Annotated in this window: 14 protein-coding genes and 1 pseudogene; 2 read left to right on the top strand and 13 right to left on the bottom strand. The window is 61.5% G+C overall.

What is annotated here, in order from left to right:
• Window positions 1-13: 13 nt before the first annotated feature.
• On the top strand, window positions 14-1,423 hold the full coding sequence (gene glnA / locus NKJ09_RS27220) for a type I glutamate--ammonia ligase (protein WP_023717536.1): 1,410 nt from the start codon (window positions 14-16) through the stop codon (window positions 1,421-1,423).
• Window positions 1,424-1,538: 115 nt separating this feature from the next.
• On the opposite strand, the gene NKJ09_RS27215 is transcribed toward glnA, so the two are convergent.
• Window positions 1,539-2,579, bottom strand: coding sequence for a glutamine synthetase beta-grasp domain-containing protein (locus tag NKJ09_RS27215; protein WP_352496327.1), 1,041 nt, complete (start codon window positions 2,577-2,579; stop codon window positions 1,539-1,541).
• A 319-nt stretch (window positions 2,580-2,898) separates the two neighbouring features.
• On the opposite strand from NKJ09_RS27215, the gene NKJ09_RS27210 reads away from it, so the two are divergent.
• Window positions 2,899-3,093, top strand: a complete 195-nt coding sequence (locus NKJ09_RS27210; RefSeq protein ID WP_352496326.1) for a DUF2735 domain-containing protein — start codon at window positions 2,899-2,901, stop codon at window positions 3,091-3,093.
• 89 nt (window positions 3,094-3,182) lie between these two features.
• On the opposite strand, the gene NKJ09_RS27205 is transcribed toward NKJ09_RS27210, so the two are convergent.
• From NKJ09_RS27205 to NKJ09_RS27150, 12 genes and pseudogenes are all read right to left on the bottom strand, one after another.
• Window positions 3,183-5,072 carry an MFS transporter gene (locus NKJ09_RS27205; protein WP_023717534.1) on the bottom strand — a complete coding sequence of 630 codons (1,890 nt, stop codon included), beginning with the start codon at window positions 5,070-5,072 and terminating at the stop codon, window positions 3,183-3,185.
• A gap of 185 nt (window positions 5,073-5,257) precedes the next feature.
• Window positions 5,258-6,049 carry an ATP12 family chaperone protein gene (locus NKJ09_RS27200; RefSeq protein ID WP_352496325.1) on the bottom strand — a complete coding sequence of 264 codons (792 nt, stop codon included), beginning with the start codon at window positions 6,047-6,049 and terminating at the stop codon, window positions 5,258-5,260.
• A 2-nt stretch (window positions 6,050-6,051) separates the two neighbouring features.
• A pseudogene (locus NKJ09_RS27195) lies at window positions 6,052-6,910 on the bottom strand (DMT family transporter).
• Between the two features lie 68 nt (window positions 6,911-6,978).
• On the bottom strand, window positions 6,979-7,959 hold the full coding sequence (locus NKJ09_RS27190; RefSeq protein ID WP_352496323.1) for an RluA family pseudouridine synthase: 981 nt from the start codon (window positions 7,957-7,959) through the stop codon (window positions 6,979-6,981).
• A gap of 62 nt (window positions 7,960-8,021) precedes the next feature.
• Window positions 8,022-8,360, bottom strand: a complete 339-nt coding sequence (locus tag NKJ09_RS27185) for a DUF190 domain-containing protein (RefSeq protein WP_023717530.1) — start codon at window positions 8,358-8,360, stop codon at window positions 8,022-8,024.
• Window positions 8,357-8,812 (bottom strand): fluoride efflux transporter CrcB, encoded by a 456-nt coding sequence (gene crcB / locus NKJ09_RS27180; protein ID WP_051409627.1) that lies wholly within the window; start codon window positions 8,810-8,812, stop codon window positions 8,357-8,359. The genes NKJ09_RS27185 and crcB (NKJ09_RS27180) overlap by 4 nt, the downstream gene beginning before the upstream one ends.
• A 29-nt stretch (window positions 8,813-8,841) precedes the next feature.
• Window positions 8,842-9,228 (bottom strand): fluoride efflux transporter CrcB, encoded by a 387-nt coding sequence (crcB, locus tag NKJ09_RS27175; protein WP_031193553.1) that lies wholly within the window; start codon window positions 9,226-9,228, stop codon window positions 8,842-8,844.
• A 31-nt stretch (window positions 9,229-9,259) separates the two neighbouring features.
• The gene (locus tag NKJ09_RS27170) at window positions 9,260-10,090 is read right to left on the bottom strand and encodes an aspartyl/asparaginyl beta-hydroxylase domain-containing protein (RefSeq protein WP_023717527.1); all 831 of its coding nucleotides are present in this window, start codon (window positions 10,088-10,090) and stop codon (window positions 9,260-9,262) included.
• Window positions 10,091-10,225: 135 nt separating this feature from the next.
• Window positions 10,226-11,536: a replication-associated recombination protein A gene (locus tag NKJ09_RS27165; RefSeq protein WP_023717526.1), complete on the bottom strand. Its 1,311-nt coding sequence runs from the start codon at window positions 11,534-11,536 to the stop codon at window positions 10,226-10,228.
• A gap of 42 nt (window positions 11,537-11,578) precedes the next feature.
• A complete protein-coding gene (locus NKJ09_RS27160) occupies window positions 11,579-13,066 on the bottom strand; it encodes a DegQ family serine endoprotease (protein ID WP_023717525.1) in 1,488 nt (495 codons plus the stop codon).
• Between the two features lie 192 nt (window positions 13,067-13,258).
• Complete coding sequence (gene rplQ, locus NKJ09_RS27155; protein WP_023675127.1) at window positions 13,259-13,690, bottom strand: 50S ribosomal protein L17; 432 nt, start codon at window positions 13,688-13,690, stop codon at window positions 13,259-13,261.
• 39 nt (window positions 13,691-13,729) lie between these two features.
• Entirely contained in the window at window positions 13,730-14,740 is a 1,011-nt protein-coding gene (locus tag NKJ09_RS27150) for a DNA-directed RNA polymerase subunit alpha (protein WP_023675128.1), read from the bottom strand.
• Window positions 14,741-14,807: the final 67 nt, after the last annotated feature.

The following is a 14,807-nucleotide window of genomic DNA, read 5'->3' as shown; positions in this document are numbered from 1 at the left end:
GGGAAGCAGGGACATGACGACAGCCAAAGACATCATGAAGCAGATCAAGGACAACGACGTGAAGTTCGTCGATCTGCGCTTCACCGATCCGAAGGGCAAACTGCAGCACGTTACTATGGATGTCGTCGAGGTCGAGGAAGACATGTTTGCCGATGGTGTCATGTTCGACGGTTCCTCGATCGCCGGCTGGAAAGCGATCAACGAGTCCGACATGGTGCTGATGCCCGATCCCGATACGGTGCATATGGACCCGTTCTTCGCCCAGTCGACCATGGTCATCCTGTGCGACATCCTCGATCCGATCTCGGGAGAATCCTACAACCGCGACCCGCGCGGCACCGCCAAGAAGGCCGAGGCCTACATGAAGGCGGAAGGCATCGGCGACCAGATCTTCGTCGGTCCTGAAGCCGAGTTCTTCGTGTTCGACGACGTCAAGTACAAGGCCGACCCCTACAATACCGGCTTCCGGCTGGATTCGACCGAATTGCCGTCCAATGACGACACCGATTACGAGACCGGTAACCTCGGCCACCGGCCGCGCATCAAGGGCGGCTATTTCCCGGTGCCGCCGATCGATTCGGCACAGGACATGCGCTCGGAAATGCTCACCGTGCTCGCCGAGATGGGCGTGCGCGTCGAAAAGCACCACCATGAAGTGGCCGCCGCCCAGCACGAGCTCGGCATCAAGTTCGACACGCTGGTCCGCAACGCCGACAAGATGCTGATCTACAAATATGTCGTGCACCAGGTCGCCAATGCGTACGGCAAGACGGCCACTTTCATGCCGAAGCCGGTATTCGGCGACAATGGCTCTGGCATGCACGTCCACCAGTCGATCTGGAAGGAAGGCAAGCCGACCTTCGCCGGCAACGAATATGCCGGCCTGTCCGAGAGCTGCCTGTTCTACATCGGTGGTATCATCAAGCATGCCAAGGCGATCAACGCCTTCACCAACCCGCTGACCAACTCCTACAAGCGCCTGGTGCCCGGCTATGAAGCGCCGGTGCTGCTCGCCTATTCGGCTCGCAACCGCTCGGCCTCGTGCCGCATTCCGTTCGGCTCGTCGCCGAAGGCCAAGCGCGTCGAGGTCCGCTTCCCCGATCCGGGCGCGAACCCCTATCTTGCCTTTGCCGCCATGCTGATGGCCGGCCTCGACGGCATCAAGAACAAGATCCATCCGGGACAGCCGATGGACAAGGATCTCTACGACCTTCCGCCGAAGGAATTGAAGAAGATCCCGACCGTCTGCGGCTCGCTGCGCGAAGCCCTGCAGAGCCTCGACAAGGACCGCGGCTTCCTGAAGGCTGGCGGCGTCTTCGACGACGACCAGATCGACAGCTATATCGAGCTCAAGATGGCCGAGGTGATGCGCTTCGAAATGACCCCGCATCCGGTCGAATACGATATGTACTATTCGGTCTGATCCGGATCGTTGCAGCCAACAAAAAACCCCGGCGGAGACGCCGGGGTTTTTTTATTGCGATGCGATCGGAGAGAAAGTCTCGGCGCAGGCCTGAGGTCTACGCCGGGACGAATGCTCAAGCCGCGGCCGAAACCTCGGCGCTGGTCGGGACGGAGGCGATCGTCTTCAATATCTGCGAGGCGATCTGGTAGGGGTCGCCCTGCGAGTTCGGACGGCGATCCTCGAGATAGCCCTTGTAGCCGTTGTTGATGAAGGAGTGCGGCACGCGGATCGAGGCGCCGCGGTCGGCGATGCCATAGCTGAACCTGTTCCACGGCGCGGTCTCGTGCTTGCCGGTCAAACGCTTGTCGTTGTCCGGACCGTAGACGGCGATGTGATCCATCAGGTTTTTGTCGAAGGCCGCCATCAGCGCCTCGAAATAACCCTTGCCGCCGACTTCTCGCATATAGGCGGTCGAGAAGTTGGCATGCATGCCGGAGCCGTTCCAGTCGGTATCGCCGAGCGGCTTGCAGTGATATTCGATGTCGATGCCGTATTTCTCGGTCAGGCGCTGCATCAGATAGCGTGCCATCCACATCTGGTCGGCGGCCTTCTTGGAGCCCTTGCCGAAAATCTGGAATTCCCACTGGCCTTTGGCCACTTCGGCGTTGATGCCTTCATGGTTGATGCCGGCGGCGAGGCAAAGGTCGAGATGCTCCTCGACGATCTGCCTGGCGACGGAGCCGACATTGCTGTAGCCGACGCCGGTGTAGTACGGGCCTTGCGGCGCCGGATAGCCACTCTCGGGGAAGCCGAGCGGGCGGCCGTCCTTGTAGAAGAAATATTCCTGCTCGAAGCCGAACCAGGCGCCCTCGTCGTCGAGAATGGTGGCGCGCTTGTTGGACGTATGCGGCGTCACGCCGTCCGGCATCATGACCTCGCACATGACGAGCGCGCCATTGGTGCGGGCGGGATCCGGATAAACGGCAACCGGCTTCAAAACGCAGTCGGAGCTGTGGCCCTCGGCCTGCATGGTCGAAGAACCGTCGAAGCCCCACAGCGGAAGCTGGTCGAGCGTCGGAAACTCGGCATAGTCCTTGACCTGCGTCTTTCCGCGGAGATTGGGAACCGGGGTGTATCCATCGAGCCAAATGTACTCGAGCTTGTATTTCGTCATTCTAGCCTCTCGTTGCTTGATCACCGAACCCTGGATGGCGCCGGGGCGAGCCGGCCTATCCAGCAGCCGACCTGCCGGATTACTAAAATGCAATTCGTGTGCCATTCTCGCCGGCGACGGATGCGGCAAAAGTGAGGTCGCATCGGCGCAAAATTGCCGGGCCGCTGCAATGGTGCGCTGGGATCACTCACAAGCATAGTTTGCATAAATAATGTGCAGCTACTGATCTTTTTATAATCATATTGCCTAATTCGATTGCTGAACCTATCTTGGGGAAAGGTTGAATCGGCTAGGTTCTGTCGAAGAAAGGAAACCGACAATGGAAATCACTTCCACTCGTCAGTCGGCCAAAATCCTGATGTTCCCGGTGGCAGCGCGCGTGCCTGCCTCAAATTTAAGCGGAAAGGCTAAGTTCGCGGCAGAACTTGCTTCTTTGCGCAACCGCACGGATTTCGGAAGTGCCTGGTATCATGAGGCAGCGATCGAGGAAGCGAAACAGGATCGGAAGAGCTGAGCCTCCCCATCTCTCGTCTCCCTCCGATGAATCGCAAAGCCCGGCGCGATCGCTCGCGCCGGGCTTTGCTTTGAATCGGGACAGGTCGGCTATTGCTTGGTATGCAGGTCTGTTCCGAGGGTATCCCTGATGAAGATCATGCCGATGACCAGCGACATCGCCGCGATCACCACCGGGTACCAGAGACCGTAGTAGATGTCGCCCTTGTAGGCGCTGAGCGCGAACACCGTCGCCGGCAGCAGCCCGCCGAACCAGCCATTGCCGATATGGTAGGGCAGCGACATTCCGGTGTAGCGGATGCGGGTCGGAAACATCTCGACCAGGATCGCGGCGATCGGCCCGTACACCATCGTGACGAAGATCACGAGGACGAACAGGATGGCGATCGTCATCGGCCAGTTGACCGCGGCCGGGTCGGCAAACATGGCAAAGGGACCGCCGCCCGGTATGGTGTAGACAGTGACCTCGGGGGCTCCCGCAGCCTCATCGGCAGTCAGCAGCTTGTCCTTGATCGCCTGGTCGGTCGGGACCGTCGCCTTGTCGCCGGAGCGGATCGCGGCCGTATCGAGCTTCAGCTCGGGATTGGCCGCAATGAAGGCCTCAAGCTTCTGGTCCGGCACCTTGGCCGCTGCCCGCTTCAGCGGATAGCCGCCGTCCCGAAGCGCTGTGTTTACCGCTTTGGCGAAAACGGCGTCCTTAGCCTTGGCTTGATCGCCGGCCGCAGTCGCGTCGTACGACTCAACTGTCTCGTTGCCGATTTTGACCGACGCTGCAGTGCCGGGGGCTGCCGTCGTTACCACGTCATAAGGCACTGAGTTCTTGGTCAAGAACGAGGTGGCGATATCGCAGGACGTCGTGAACTTCGCCGTGCCCACCGGATTGAACTGGAACTTGCAGTCGCCCGGTGCCGCGGTGACCGTCGCGCGCGTGTTTTGCTGCGCGGTGGCGAGCGCCGGGTTGGCTGCCCAGGTCAGCGCCTTGAACAACGGGAAAGTGCAGACGATCGCCAGTGCAAGGCCGGCCATGATGATCGGCTTGCGACCGATCTTGTCGGAGAGCCAGCCGAACACGACGAAAAAGATGGAGCCGACCGCCAGCGCGATTGCGATCATGATGTTGACCGACTGCGCGTCGACCTTGAGCACGTTGGTTAGGAAGAACAGCGCGTAGAACTGGCCATTGTACCAGACCACGGCCTGGCCGGCTGTGAGGCCGAGCAGTGCCAGCAGCGCAATCTTTGCGTTCTTCCATTGGCCGAAGGCTTCCGTCAATGGCGCCTTGGAGCCTTTGCCTTCGTCCTTCATGCGCTGGAAGGTCGGCGATTCAGAAAGCGACAGCCGGATCCATATCGAAATCCCGAGGAGCAGAAAGGAAACGATGAAAGGAATGCGCCAACCCCACGCGGCGTAGGTTTCCTTGGCCATCGACCCCTGGACGATCAGGATGACGACCAGCGACAGGAACAGGCCGAGCGTTGCCGTCGTCTGTATCCACGACGTGTAGTAGCCGCGGCGATCGTCGGGTGCGTGCTCGGCGACATAGGTCGCGGCACCGCCATACTCGCCACCGAGCGCCAGGCCTTGCAACATGCGCAAGATGATCAGGATCACGGGAGCGGCAATGCCCAAAGTCGCATAGCCAGGCAGCAAGCCGACCAGGAAGGTCGACAGGCCCATGATCGTCATCGTGACAAGGAAAGTGTATTTACGGCCGACAAGATCGCCGATGCGGCCGAACAGCAATGCGCCGAACGGACGCACGAGGAAGCCAGCGGCGAAAGCCAGCAGCGCGAAGATATTGCGCGTAGCTTCCGGGATGGTTGGGCTGAAAAAAGTCGAACCAATGAACACTGCCAACGAGCCGTAGAGATAAAAATCATACCATTCGAAAACGGTGCCGAGCGAGGAGGCGAAGATGACCTTCTTCTCCTCGCGCGTCATGCCGCGGCTTGTTTTGCCGGCGGTCGATGCCATTGCCATGAGTGTATCCTCCCGTGTGATTCCGTCGGTCCTCGATGCTGCGCGTCATCGTCCGCGTTTCCTCGGAACGCAGACTCAGTGCAGCCACCGGTGCAAAAAATGACAGAAAGCAGTGCCCAGAGGCAGACCGCCTTTGGGATTATGACTTTGGTCTAATGTGCAGTGCGAAATAGCGGGCGGTGCCGTCAGCCTTTGAGCGCTTCGAGCAGGCTGACTGCCGCCATCATGTCGCGCTTGCGGGCGGCGCGGCGGGCGACGGCCTCGGCATCATGGCCCCATTGCTCGGCCTGCCAGTCCTCGTCGACATGGCCGGCAGCCCAGGCCACCTCGCCGTCGAGCTCGCCGAAATCGACGGCCAGCGCCAGCAGCGCCGATCCGGTCAGCGAGGTTATGACGTGGATGGCAGCAAGGCGCAGCGGATCGGCACGTTGGGCTAGATGCTGGCCAAGCAGCGCGATACTCTCGCGCGGCTGCTCGACGTGGATCACGCCTTCGGCGAGCTGGAACCGGGCGCCGAGCGCGCTGCGCGCCCAGTCGATGACCGGATCCCAATGCTCGTTCTGCCGGTCGACCAACCCCTGTGGTGCATCGGCGCGGTAGCAGAGCATATCTGATGAGGCGAAACGCAGGATGTCCTCCAGCACCGCCTGGGGATCACTGGCGACCCCATCGATTGCCGTATTGACCAGACGCATCAACGGCATCGTTACCGGGTCGATGGTCTCCTCCTGTGCGGCGAATTCGTCCGCAATAAGAGCAGCCGCCTTTTCGGTCGGCAGCGCCAGCAGCGCCTTGGCGGGCGTGCGGACGGGCTTGCCATCGAGATGGACGGCAAAACCATCCTCGACCGGTGCCACCGCGACGGTCTTGTAGAAGCGTTTTGGCAGCGGCGTCTTCATCTGGATCTGGGCGCGACGCACCGGATCCGGATCGGAGAGCTGCTTTCCAGCTTCGAGGTCGTTCAAAATATCGCGCATGCTCATCCGGGGCTTTGTTTTCGGGCCGGCCGGTTGACGATGATAAGACCGGCGGCGATCAGGCCGAGTGCCAGAAAGATACGAACGGTCAACGGCTCGTTCAAGAACACGGCGCCGCAAAGCACGCCGAAGACCGGCGACAGGAAGGTGAAGCTCGACAGGCCAGATGCAGGGTAGCGCCGCAGCAGCCAGAACCACAGCACATAGGTGAAGGCGACAACGTAGACGGCCTGGAACAACAGCGCCAAGGTCGGCAGAAGGGTAAAGCTGCGGACGGGCGGCCCGGCAAAGGGCATCACCAAAATGCCGACGGCGGCGGCACCGGCCAGCTGATAGAGCAGCAGCTTTTCGGCGCTGGCCTCCACCAGTTTCGACCGCTTGATGACAATGTTGGTCACGGCCCACAGAATGCCGGCGCCGAGACTGAGCAGGTCGCCGCTCAACGTCTCGCCACCATTAGCGCTCAGTTTGTCGGAAAACACCGCGACCAGCCCGGCGAAAGCGAGCAGAAGCCCAACGAGCTTGCGTGCCGTGATGCTTTCGTCCAGCAGGAAATGGCCGCCGACCAGCATCCAGAACGGCATGGTGTTGACCAGCAAGGTGTTGCGCACGACGGTGGTGTGCTCGAGCCCGACATACAGAAACAGGAACTCGAGACCGAAAAGCGCGCCTGCCAGAATGCCGGCGACGAGAGTCTTGTCGGGCGTGAACAGCGCGATGCCGCGCCAGCGGCACCAGCCGAAAACACCACAGGCCGCCGATCACCGAGCGGGCGATCGATAGGAAAACGGGATCGTAGCCGGCATAGGAGATCTTGGCGGCGACGTAGTTCAGGCCCCAGGAAAAGGTCAGCCCGACCATGATGGCGGCGGCCGCCAGATCGACCGCGTCACGGCGGTCGAGCGTATCTGTGGCGACGCCCACCGGCCCTAGTCCTCCGCGCTTGCGTCGTCGAAGCCGATCAGGTTCCAGCTCTGGCGCATGTGCGGCGGCATCGGCGCGGTGACGTCGACAAACCCCTTATCGGGATGCGGGATGACGATGCGGCGGGCGTGCAGATGCAGGCGGTTCTGCATGCCGCCGGGAAAATCCCAATTGGTGTCGGCCTCGAAATATTTGGGGTCGCCGATGATCGGGCAGCCGATATGCGCGGCATGGACACGAAGCTGGTGGGTGCGGCCGGTATACGGCTCCATCTCCAGCCAGGTCATCGTCTGTGCAGCCTGCTCGATGACACGGTAGTAGGACACGGCGTGGTCGGCACCCTTTTCGCCATGCTTGGCGATGCGCACGCGATCGCCGTCGGGCGTCGGTTTTTTGATCAACCAGGTCGAGATCTTGTCCTCGCGCTTCGGCGGCACACCCTTGACCAGCGCCCAGTAGGTTTTCTTCGTCTCACGCGCCCGGAACGCTTCGGCGAGCTTCATGGCGGCGAGCCTTGTACGGGCGACAACCAGAACACCCGACGTGTCGCGGTCGAGCCGGTGCACCAGACGCGGCTTCTCGCCCTTCTGGTTGCGCCAGGCTTCCAGCATGTCGTCGACATTGCGGGTGACCCCGGAGCCGCCTTGCACCGCCAGGCCGGCCGGCTTGTTGAAGACGAAGACCTTCGGGTCCTCATGGATCAGCATCTTGGCCAAGACATCGGCATCGCCCTGGTTGCGTATCGAATGGCCGGTGAGCGGGCTTTCGCCTTTCTTGTCCACTTCGAGCGGCGGCACACGCACCGTCTGGCCGGCTTCGACGCGTGTATCGGCCTTCACCCTGCCGCCGTCGACGCGGATCTGGCCGGAACGCAGCAGCTTCTGCAGATGACCGAAACCGAGACCGGGGAAATGGGTCTTGAACCAGCGGTCGAGCCGCATGCCCGCCTCACCGGTATCCACTGTGATCTGTTCAACGCCTGCCATGATTCCAATCGCCGTTTTGCGAACATGCAACGGCATTCGCCGGCACCCGCAATCTCACTCGGTTATTCGTTGTCGGTTCCATATTGCAGAACCTGAACTTTCTCCAGCGTGATCAAGCCACTTGTCATGATTGTTTCAAGCACGGGCAGAAAAGCGGCCAATTTTTCCTCGTCGTCGACGATCTCGATGACAAGGGGAAGGTCCTCCGAGAGACGGAGGATCTTCGTGGTGTGAAGTCGGCTGGAATGGCCAAATCCCATCGCCCCGCGCAGGACGGTCGCGCCGGCAATCTGCATTTCGCGGGCCTTCAGCACGATGACCTCATACAGCGGACGGCCATCTGCCCTGTCGTTTTCGCCGATAAATATGCGCAGCAATTGTGCCTGTGGTGGTATCTTCATTGCCTGGATCCTCTCAGCTGGTTGAGGCGCACTGCAAAGATGTGGCCAAGCCAGACGGCGGCAAGCCAGGCCACCACGGAGATCGCGATATTGAGTGCCGCCGCCACAAGCTTCCCGCTTTGCGCGAGGGTGAGTGTTTCAAGGCTGAAAGCGGAGAAGGTCGTCAGGCCACCGCAGAAGCCGGCCATGAAGAACTGGCGCTGCAGCGGACTGGCGAAGACGCGACCATCCGGTCCCGTCAATGTCGCATAGAAGCCGATGAGGAATGAGCCGACGATGTTGACGAGGAGCGTGCCGAAGGGAAATCCAGTGCCCCACCAGGCGGTGCTCGCCAATGAGGCGAGCGCCCGCAGCACGCCGCCGATCATGCTGCCAGCGGTCACGGTCGCATAGATACGAACCGTTTGGCTCGTTCGGCGCGAGCCAATGAGGCGCGCCGCACGCCCCGCCATCCCGTCGGAGCGGAGCTTCTGCGGGCCGCTCATGGCGCCCCGCTGCCAATCAGAAGACTTCCCGCGGCAAAGCCCAGCGTCACGCCGCCGAGGCTCAGGAAAACCGAAAGCAGCACATTTCCGCCGGCGCGCAGCCATTCGCCCTCACGCGCCAGCGCCAGCGTCTGCAGGCTGAATGAAGAGACCGTGGTGTAGCAGCCGAGGCCGCCGGTGACGACAAAGGCCCAAAGGGCAGGCATGCCGTCGCGCGCCACGGCATGCGCAACGACGCCGATTGCAAACGCCCCCGACACATTGACGACCATCGTGCCCCAAGGAAAGGTCTCGCCGACCCGGCGGGCGACGAAGCCGGACAGGAAGAAGCGGGCCATTGCACCGATCGCGCCACCAAGACAGACAAGCAACAGATGATACATCGTGCTCCCTCGCGCCAGTTACGCTACGGTGTCAGGCAGCTCCGACCTTCTTCGGCTTGCTGGAGGCGATCATCTTCCAGTTCTTGTAGAACATGGCATTGATGCGCTCGACGCTGACCGAAACAATGGCGAGGAGCGTCGAGATCAGACCGGGAAACGGCGATGGGCGAATGATGTCCATGAACACGCAGTAGCGGCGCCCGTCATACTCGTTGACCGAGCGATGAAGCAGCGTGTCGTCGAAGATGAACAGCGGGTTCTCGTGCCAGTAATTCTTGGCGTTGCCACACTGGACGAACACTTCCGATTTCACCGGGATGAGGTTGTAGAGAATGCGCAGGCTGAGCCGGAGCGGGCCAAAGTGCCAGGAAGTCGATTCCCTGCCGCTGAACACAGAGACGGCAATCGTCTTGATGTATTTGAAATCCTTGTTGAATTCGGCGACGTTGTCTATTTTGTGCTTGCCATACCACTGATAGACATACATGCCGCGCCGGCCGCTGCCGAAATTGGCGTCGATGTCGGCGATGATCTCGTCCTTGCGTGCCTTGAAGACATCCAGGACCTCGTTGACCTCGCGCTGGTAGTCCGGAGGAAACTGGTCCAATTTCCAGACACCGCGGTTTCTATAGCACAGCAGATCCACCAGCAGATTGAAGGGCGAAAGCAGCCAGGTGAAGATGCCGTTGCCCAGGAAATAACCACTGAACAGCGCCCAATTCTTGTTGTCGTTGCGCAACACGTCGATCAGGCCGAGGACGATGAAAATCGTCGTCAGAATGGGAATGACATAGAAGCCGAGCGCCAGCAGCGGAATGGCTATGGCGAACTTCCGAAGGGTTTTGCGGGATTTTTTTGTCATTTTTCCACGCGCCAGGCGCGATTCCGTTCTGAATATCGTCGGTACGTTTCTGGCCTGCCGCCGGCCGAAGGCGCATCTTGATAGGGTTTTTTATCCCACCAGACAACGCCGATCACACCAGTGTGCGACTGGCAGCTACTTTTCCCGCTCGCTGCGCAGCTTCGCCCAATAGTCCAGCCGCTTCCTGATATCGCGCTCGAAGCCGCGCTCGGGCGGATCGTAGAATGTCTGCCTTCCCATCTTCTCAGGAAAATAGTCCTGGCCGGAAAAAGCGTCGGGCTCGTCATGGTCGTAGCGATAGCCGGCGCCGTAATCTTCCTGTTTCATCAGCTTGGTCGGCGCATTGAGAATGTGCTTGGGCGGCAGCAGCGAACCGAATTCCTTGGCCGCCTGTGTGGCGGCCTTGAATGCGGTATAGACTGCATTGGATTTCGGCGCGGTAGCGAGATAGACGGTAGCCTCGGCGAAGGCCAGTTCGCCCTCGGGCGAGCCCAGATAGTCGTAGGCGTCCTTGGCGGCGTTGGCGACGACGAGTGCCTGCGGGTCGGCCAGCCCGATATCCTCCATCGCCATGCGCACCAACCGGCGCCCGAGATAGAGCGGATCCTCGCCGGCGTCGAACATGCGGGCCAGATAGTAGAGTGCCGCGTCGGGGTCGGAGCCGCGCACCGATTTGTGCAAGGCGGAGATCAAATTGTAATGGCCGTCCTGGCCCTTGTCGTAGATCGGCGCGCGGCGCTGGACGATGCGCTGTAAGGCCTCGGCGCCAAACACTTCACCTGATTTGGCGGCACGCCAGACCTCTTCGGCCAGTGTCAGCGCCGCGCGGCCGTCGCCGTCGCTCATGCGGATGAGCATCGCCCGCGCCTCGTCATCGAGCGGCAGCGCCCTGCCCTCTGCCTCCTCGGCCCGCGCCAGGAGCTTGGCGATGCTGTCCTCGCCGAGCGAGTGAAAGACCAGGACGCGTGCGCGCGACAACAGCGCGGCGTTAAGCTCGAAGGACGGGTTCTCCGTGGTGGCGCCGACCAGCACGACGGTGCCGTCTTCCATCACGGGCAGAAAACTGTCCTGCTGGGCGCGGTTGAAGCGATGGATCTCGTCGACGAACAGCAGTGTCTGGCGGCCGTTGGAGCGGCGCAGCTTCGCTGCCTCGAACACTTTCTTCAGGTCGGCAACGCCGGAAAACACGGCCGAGATCTGTTCGAAAGCGAGGCTTGTCTCGCCGGCAAGCAGCCGTGCGACCGTGGTCTTGCCGGTGCCGGGCGGGCCCCAGAAGATCATCGAGCCGAGCGAGCCGGAGCCGATCAGCCGCGTCAGCGCGCCGTCGGGACCGGTCAGATGCTCCTGGCCGACGACCTCGCCGAGGTTCTTCGGGCGCAGACGGTCGGCCAGCGGCCTGCCGGGCGGCGTCTTTTCCGGTTCATCGACACTGAACAGATCGGCCATGCAACTTCTTCTGCCTGGAGCCCGACCATGCTGACGTCGGGCTTAGTAACGCAACACCTGGCGCAGTATCTGCCCGCCGCGCTCGACGGTAAAGCGCCACCAGCGTGTATCCTGCTGGGCTATCTGTTCCAGGGTCGCCGCCTTGTCGATCGTCAGGCCATTGACCTCACGCACGATGTCGCCCGGCTGGAAACCAAAATCGGCAGCGGGCGAATCGCGGTTGATATCGACGACGGTGACGCCTTTGACATCGGTGCGCAGACCAAGCCGCTGGGCAAGCCGTGGCGATAGTTCGGCAACCCTGGCACCGGAAAACGGGCTACGGCCGCGCAATGTGAGCTCCGCAGCTTTGGCGCCCTCAGGCGGCCGTTCCAGCGCGATGTCCATCGTCGCCTGCTGACCCTTGCTTAGAACGCCGAAGCTGGCATTCGTACCGATCGACAGCGTCGCCATCCGGTAGTCCAGCGCCCCGACGCTCTCGACCGGCTTGCCGTTGAGCGACAGCACCACGTCACCAGGCTTGAGCCCTGCCTTGGCAGCGGGTCCTGCCTCTTCGACCGAAGAAACCAGCGAGCCGGCCGGTTTGTCCATGCCGAGCGATTCGGCAATCTGCGGCGTCACCGCCTCGAACTCGGCACCGACATACGGCCGCTCGAAGAAGTCGAGCCCGGCCTTGGCCGCATCGGCGAAGGCGCGAACCATGTTCGAAGGGATGGCAAAGCCGATACCGATCGAGCCGCCGCTACGGCTATAGATCGCAGTGTTGATGCCGATCAGTTGACCACCCATGTTGACCAGCGCGCCACCGGAATTGCCCGGGTTGATGGCGGCGTCGGTCTGGATGAAGAAGCTGGAATCGGAGACGCCGATATGGCTGCGCGCCACAGCCGAAATGATGCCGCTGGTGGTGGTCTGGCCGACACCGAACGGATTGCCGATCGCCAGCACCAGGTCGCCGACCTCGAGCGCGTCGGAATCGCCAATGGCGATCACCGGGAACGGCTTGTCGGAAGAAATCTTGAGCACGGCGAGGTCGAGCGTCTCATCCTTGAGCAGCACCTTGCTGTCGAATTCGCGCCCGTCGGCGGTCGCGACCTTGACCTGGTCGGCGTCCTTGACGACGTGGAAATTGGTGACCACGACGCCGGTCGGATCGACCAGCACCCCCGAACCGAGCGAAGACTGCGCGCGCGGCTGCGAGCGGCCGAAGAACTCCTCGAAGAACGGATCGCCATCAAAGGGCGACGTCACCTTGGCGGTTTGCGAGGCGTAGACATTGACCACGGCCGGGGCCGTCTGCTTGACCAGCGGCGCGAAGGACAGCTGCACCTCCTCGCGGCCGAACGGCACGCGCTTGTCGGGGCCGGAGGTGGCGTTTTCGCCTTCGACGCCATGCAGCAGATCGGTCAGCACGTCGGACAGACCGGGATCTGGCTTGGTCTCCTCCGCCAGCGCGTGCCTGGCCGCCGGCACGACGGCCAGCGCCATCAAGGCGCAGATCAGAACAAGGGACAGCCGTTTAACGCGCATTCCGAATCCTCCAAGTCGGGCGCCATTGTCCTGACGATTGTGCAAAATGAAAGGCTAAGCCGCTGAAATCCGATTATTTTGGATAGTCGCCGCAAAAACCGGTGACAAAACCCCTGCAAGCCCTGCCCGGCAGCTTCGGAAACAGAAAAAGGGGCCCGCAGGCCCCTTTGAACTTCTCAGAAAAACCGAAGCTTATGCGGCTGCGGCTTCCTCTTCGGTGCCTTCGGCCTCGATGCGGGCGCGGTCGCCGGCGCCTTTGGCCGAGGTGTCGCGGTCGACGAATTCGATGACGGCCATTGCGGCATTGTCACCGTGACGGAAGCCGGCCTTCATGATGCGCAGATAGCCGCCATTGCGAGTGGCGTAACGTGGCGCGATTGTGTCGAACAGACGCTTGACGACGCCCTCATTGCCGATCTGGGCAATCACTTGGCGGCGGGCGTGCAGGTCGCCGCGCTTGCCGAGCGTCACCAGCTTCTCGACGATCGGACGCAGATCCTTCGCCTTCGGCAGCGTGGTGAGGATCTGCTCGTGCTCGATAAGCGACACGGCAAGGTTGGCAAACATCGACTTGCGATGGCTTATGCTGCGGGCGAACCGGCGGCCTTTAAATCCGTGGCGCATGGCTCTTCTCCTTCATTGCGGGTTCAAGAGGCCTGAGCCTCAGTATTGATCTTCGTAACGCTTGGCGAGGTCTTCGATGTTTTCCGGCGGCCAGTCCGGCACTTCCATGCCGAGATGCAGGCCCATCGCCGCCAGGACTTCCTTGATCTCGTTCAGCGACTTGCGGCCGAAGTTCGGGGTGCGCAGCATCTCGGCTTCGGTCTTCTGGATCAGATCGCCGATATAGACGATGTTGTCGTTCTTCAGGCAGTTGGCCGAACGCACCGAAAGCTCGAGTTCGTCAACCTTCTTGAGCAGCGCCGGGTTGAAGGCAAGCTCGGTAACCTGTTCGGCAGCGACTTCCTTCTGCGGCTCGTCGAAATTGACGAACAGGCCGAGCTGGTCCTGCAGGATGCGAGCGGCGAAGGCCACCGCGTCCTCGCCCGAGATCGAACCATCGGTCTCGATGGTCATGGTCAGCTTGTCATAATCGAGAACCTGCCCCTCACGGGTGTTCTCGACCTTGTAGGAGACCTTCTTGACCGGCGAATACAGGCTGTCGACCGGGATCAGCCCTATCGGCGCGTCTTCGGCGCGGTTGCGGTCGGCCGGCACATAGCCCTTGCCGGTGTCGACGGTGAATTCCATGCGGATCTCAGCGCCTTCGTCCAGCGTGCAGATGACGTGGTCGGGATTGAGGATCTCGACGTCGCCGACCGTCTGGATGTCGCCGGCGAGAACCGCGCCCGGTCCCTGCTTGCGCACGACCATGCGCTTGGGGCCATCGCCTTCCATGCGGATGGCGATTTCCTTGATGTTCAACACGATGTCGGTCACGTCCTCGCGCACGCCGGCGATGGACGAGAATTCATGCAGAACGCCGTCGATCTGCACGGCGGTCACAGCCGCGCCACGCAGCGAAGACAGAAGCACGCGGCGCAGCGCGTTGCCGAGGGTGAGGCCGAAGCCGCGCTCGAGCGGCTCGGCGACCAGCGTGGTCAGCGTCTTCTTCTTCGACGAGAACTCGATCTTGTTCGGCTTGATCAGTTCCTGCCAATTTTTCTGGATCATAGTGCTTTCCTTCCGTTGTCCCGCCACCATCCAATCGTGGCGGGCGACCTGGAATGCCGTGGAGGAG

Origin of the sequence: Mesorhizobium sp. M0189, from assembly GCF_040322135.1 — a bacterium.
Taxonomy (GTDB): domain Bacteria; phylum Pseudomonadota; class Alphaproteobacteria; order Rhizobiales; family Rhizobiaceae; genus Mesorhizobium.
This window is presented reverse-complemented; position numbering and strand designations above follow the sequence as displayed.

What these genes read in the sequence shown, in the direction of transcription:
- NKJ09_RS27185 (WP_023717530.1), bottom strand. Translation starts at nt 8,360, where the DNA reads ATGAAGATACCACCACAGGCACAATTGCTGCGCATATTTATCGGCGAA.
- NKJ09_RS27210 (WP_352496326.1), top strand. Translation starts at nt 2,899, where the DNA reads ATGGAAATCACTTCCACTCGTCAGTCGGCCAAAATCCTGATGTTCCCG.
- NKJ09_RS27215 (WP_352496327.1), bottom strand. Translation starts at nt 2,579, where the DNA reads ATGACGAAATACAAGCTCGAGTACATTTGGCTCGATGGATACACCCCG.
- NKJ09_RS27190 (WP_352496323.1), bottom strand. Translation starts at nt 7,959, where the DNA reads ATGGCAGGCGTTGAACAGATCACAGTGGATACCGGTGAGGCGGGCATG.
- NKJ09_RS27200 (WP_352496325.1), bottom strand. Translation starts at nt 6,049, where the DNA reads ATGCGCGATATTTTGAACGACCTCGAAGCTGGAAAGCAGCTCTCCGAT.
- NKJ09_RS27205 (WP_023717534.1), bottom strand. Translation starts at nt 5,072, where the DNA reads ATGGCAATGGCATCGACCGCCGGCAAAACAAGCCGCGGCATGACGCGC.
- NKJ09_RS27160 (WP_023717525.1), bottom strand. Translation starts at nt 13,066, where the DNA reads ATGCGCGTTAAACGGCTGTCCCTTGTTCTGATCTGCGCCTTGATGGCG.
- NKJ09_RS27150 (WP_023675128.1), bottom strand. Translation starts at nt 14,740, where the DNA reads ATGATCCAGAAAAATTGGCAGGAACTGATCAAGCCGAACAAGATCGAG.
- NKJ09_RS27165 (WP_023717526.1), bottom strand. Translation starts at nt 11,536, where the DNA reads ATGGCCGATCTGTTCAGTGTCGATGAACCGGAAAAGACGCCGCCCGGC.
- glnA (WP_023717536.1), top strand. Translation starts at nt 14, where the DNA reads ATGACGACAGCCAAAGACATCATGAAGCAGATCAAGGACAACGACGTG.
- crcB (WP_031193553.1), bottom strand. Translation starts at nt 9,228, where the DNA reads ATGTATCATCTGTTGCTTGTCTGTCTTGGTGGCGCGATCGGTGCAATG.
- crcB (WP_051409627.1), bottom strand. Translation starts at nt 8,812, where the DNA reads ATGGCGGGGCGTGCGGCGCGCCTCATTGGCTCGCGCCGAACGAGCCAA.
- NKJ09_RS27170 (WP_023717527.1), bottom strand. Translation starts at nt 10,090, where the DNA reads ATGACAAAAAAATCCCGCAAAACCCTTCGGAAGTTCGCCATAGCCATT.
- rplQ (WP_023675127.1), bottom strand. Translation starts at nt 13,690, where the DNA reads ATGCGCCACGGATTTAAAGGCCGCCGGTTCGCCCGCAGCATAAGCCAT.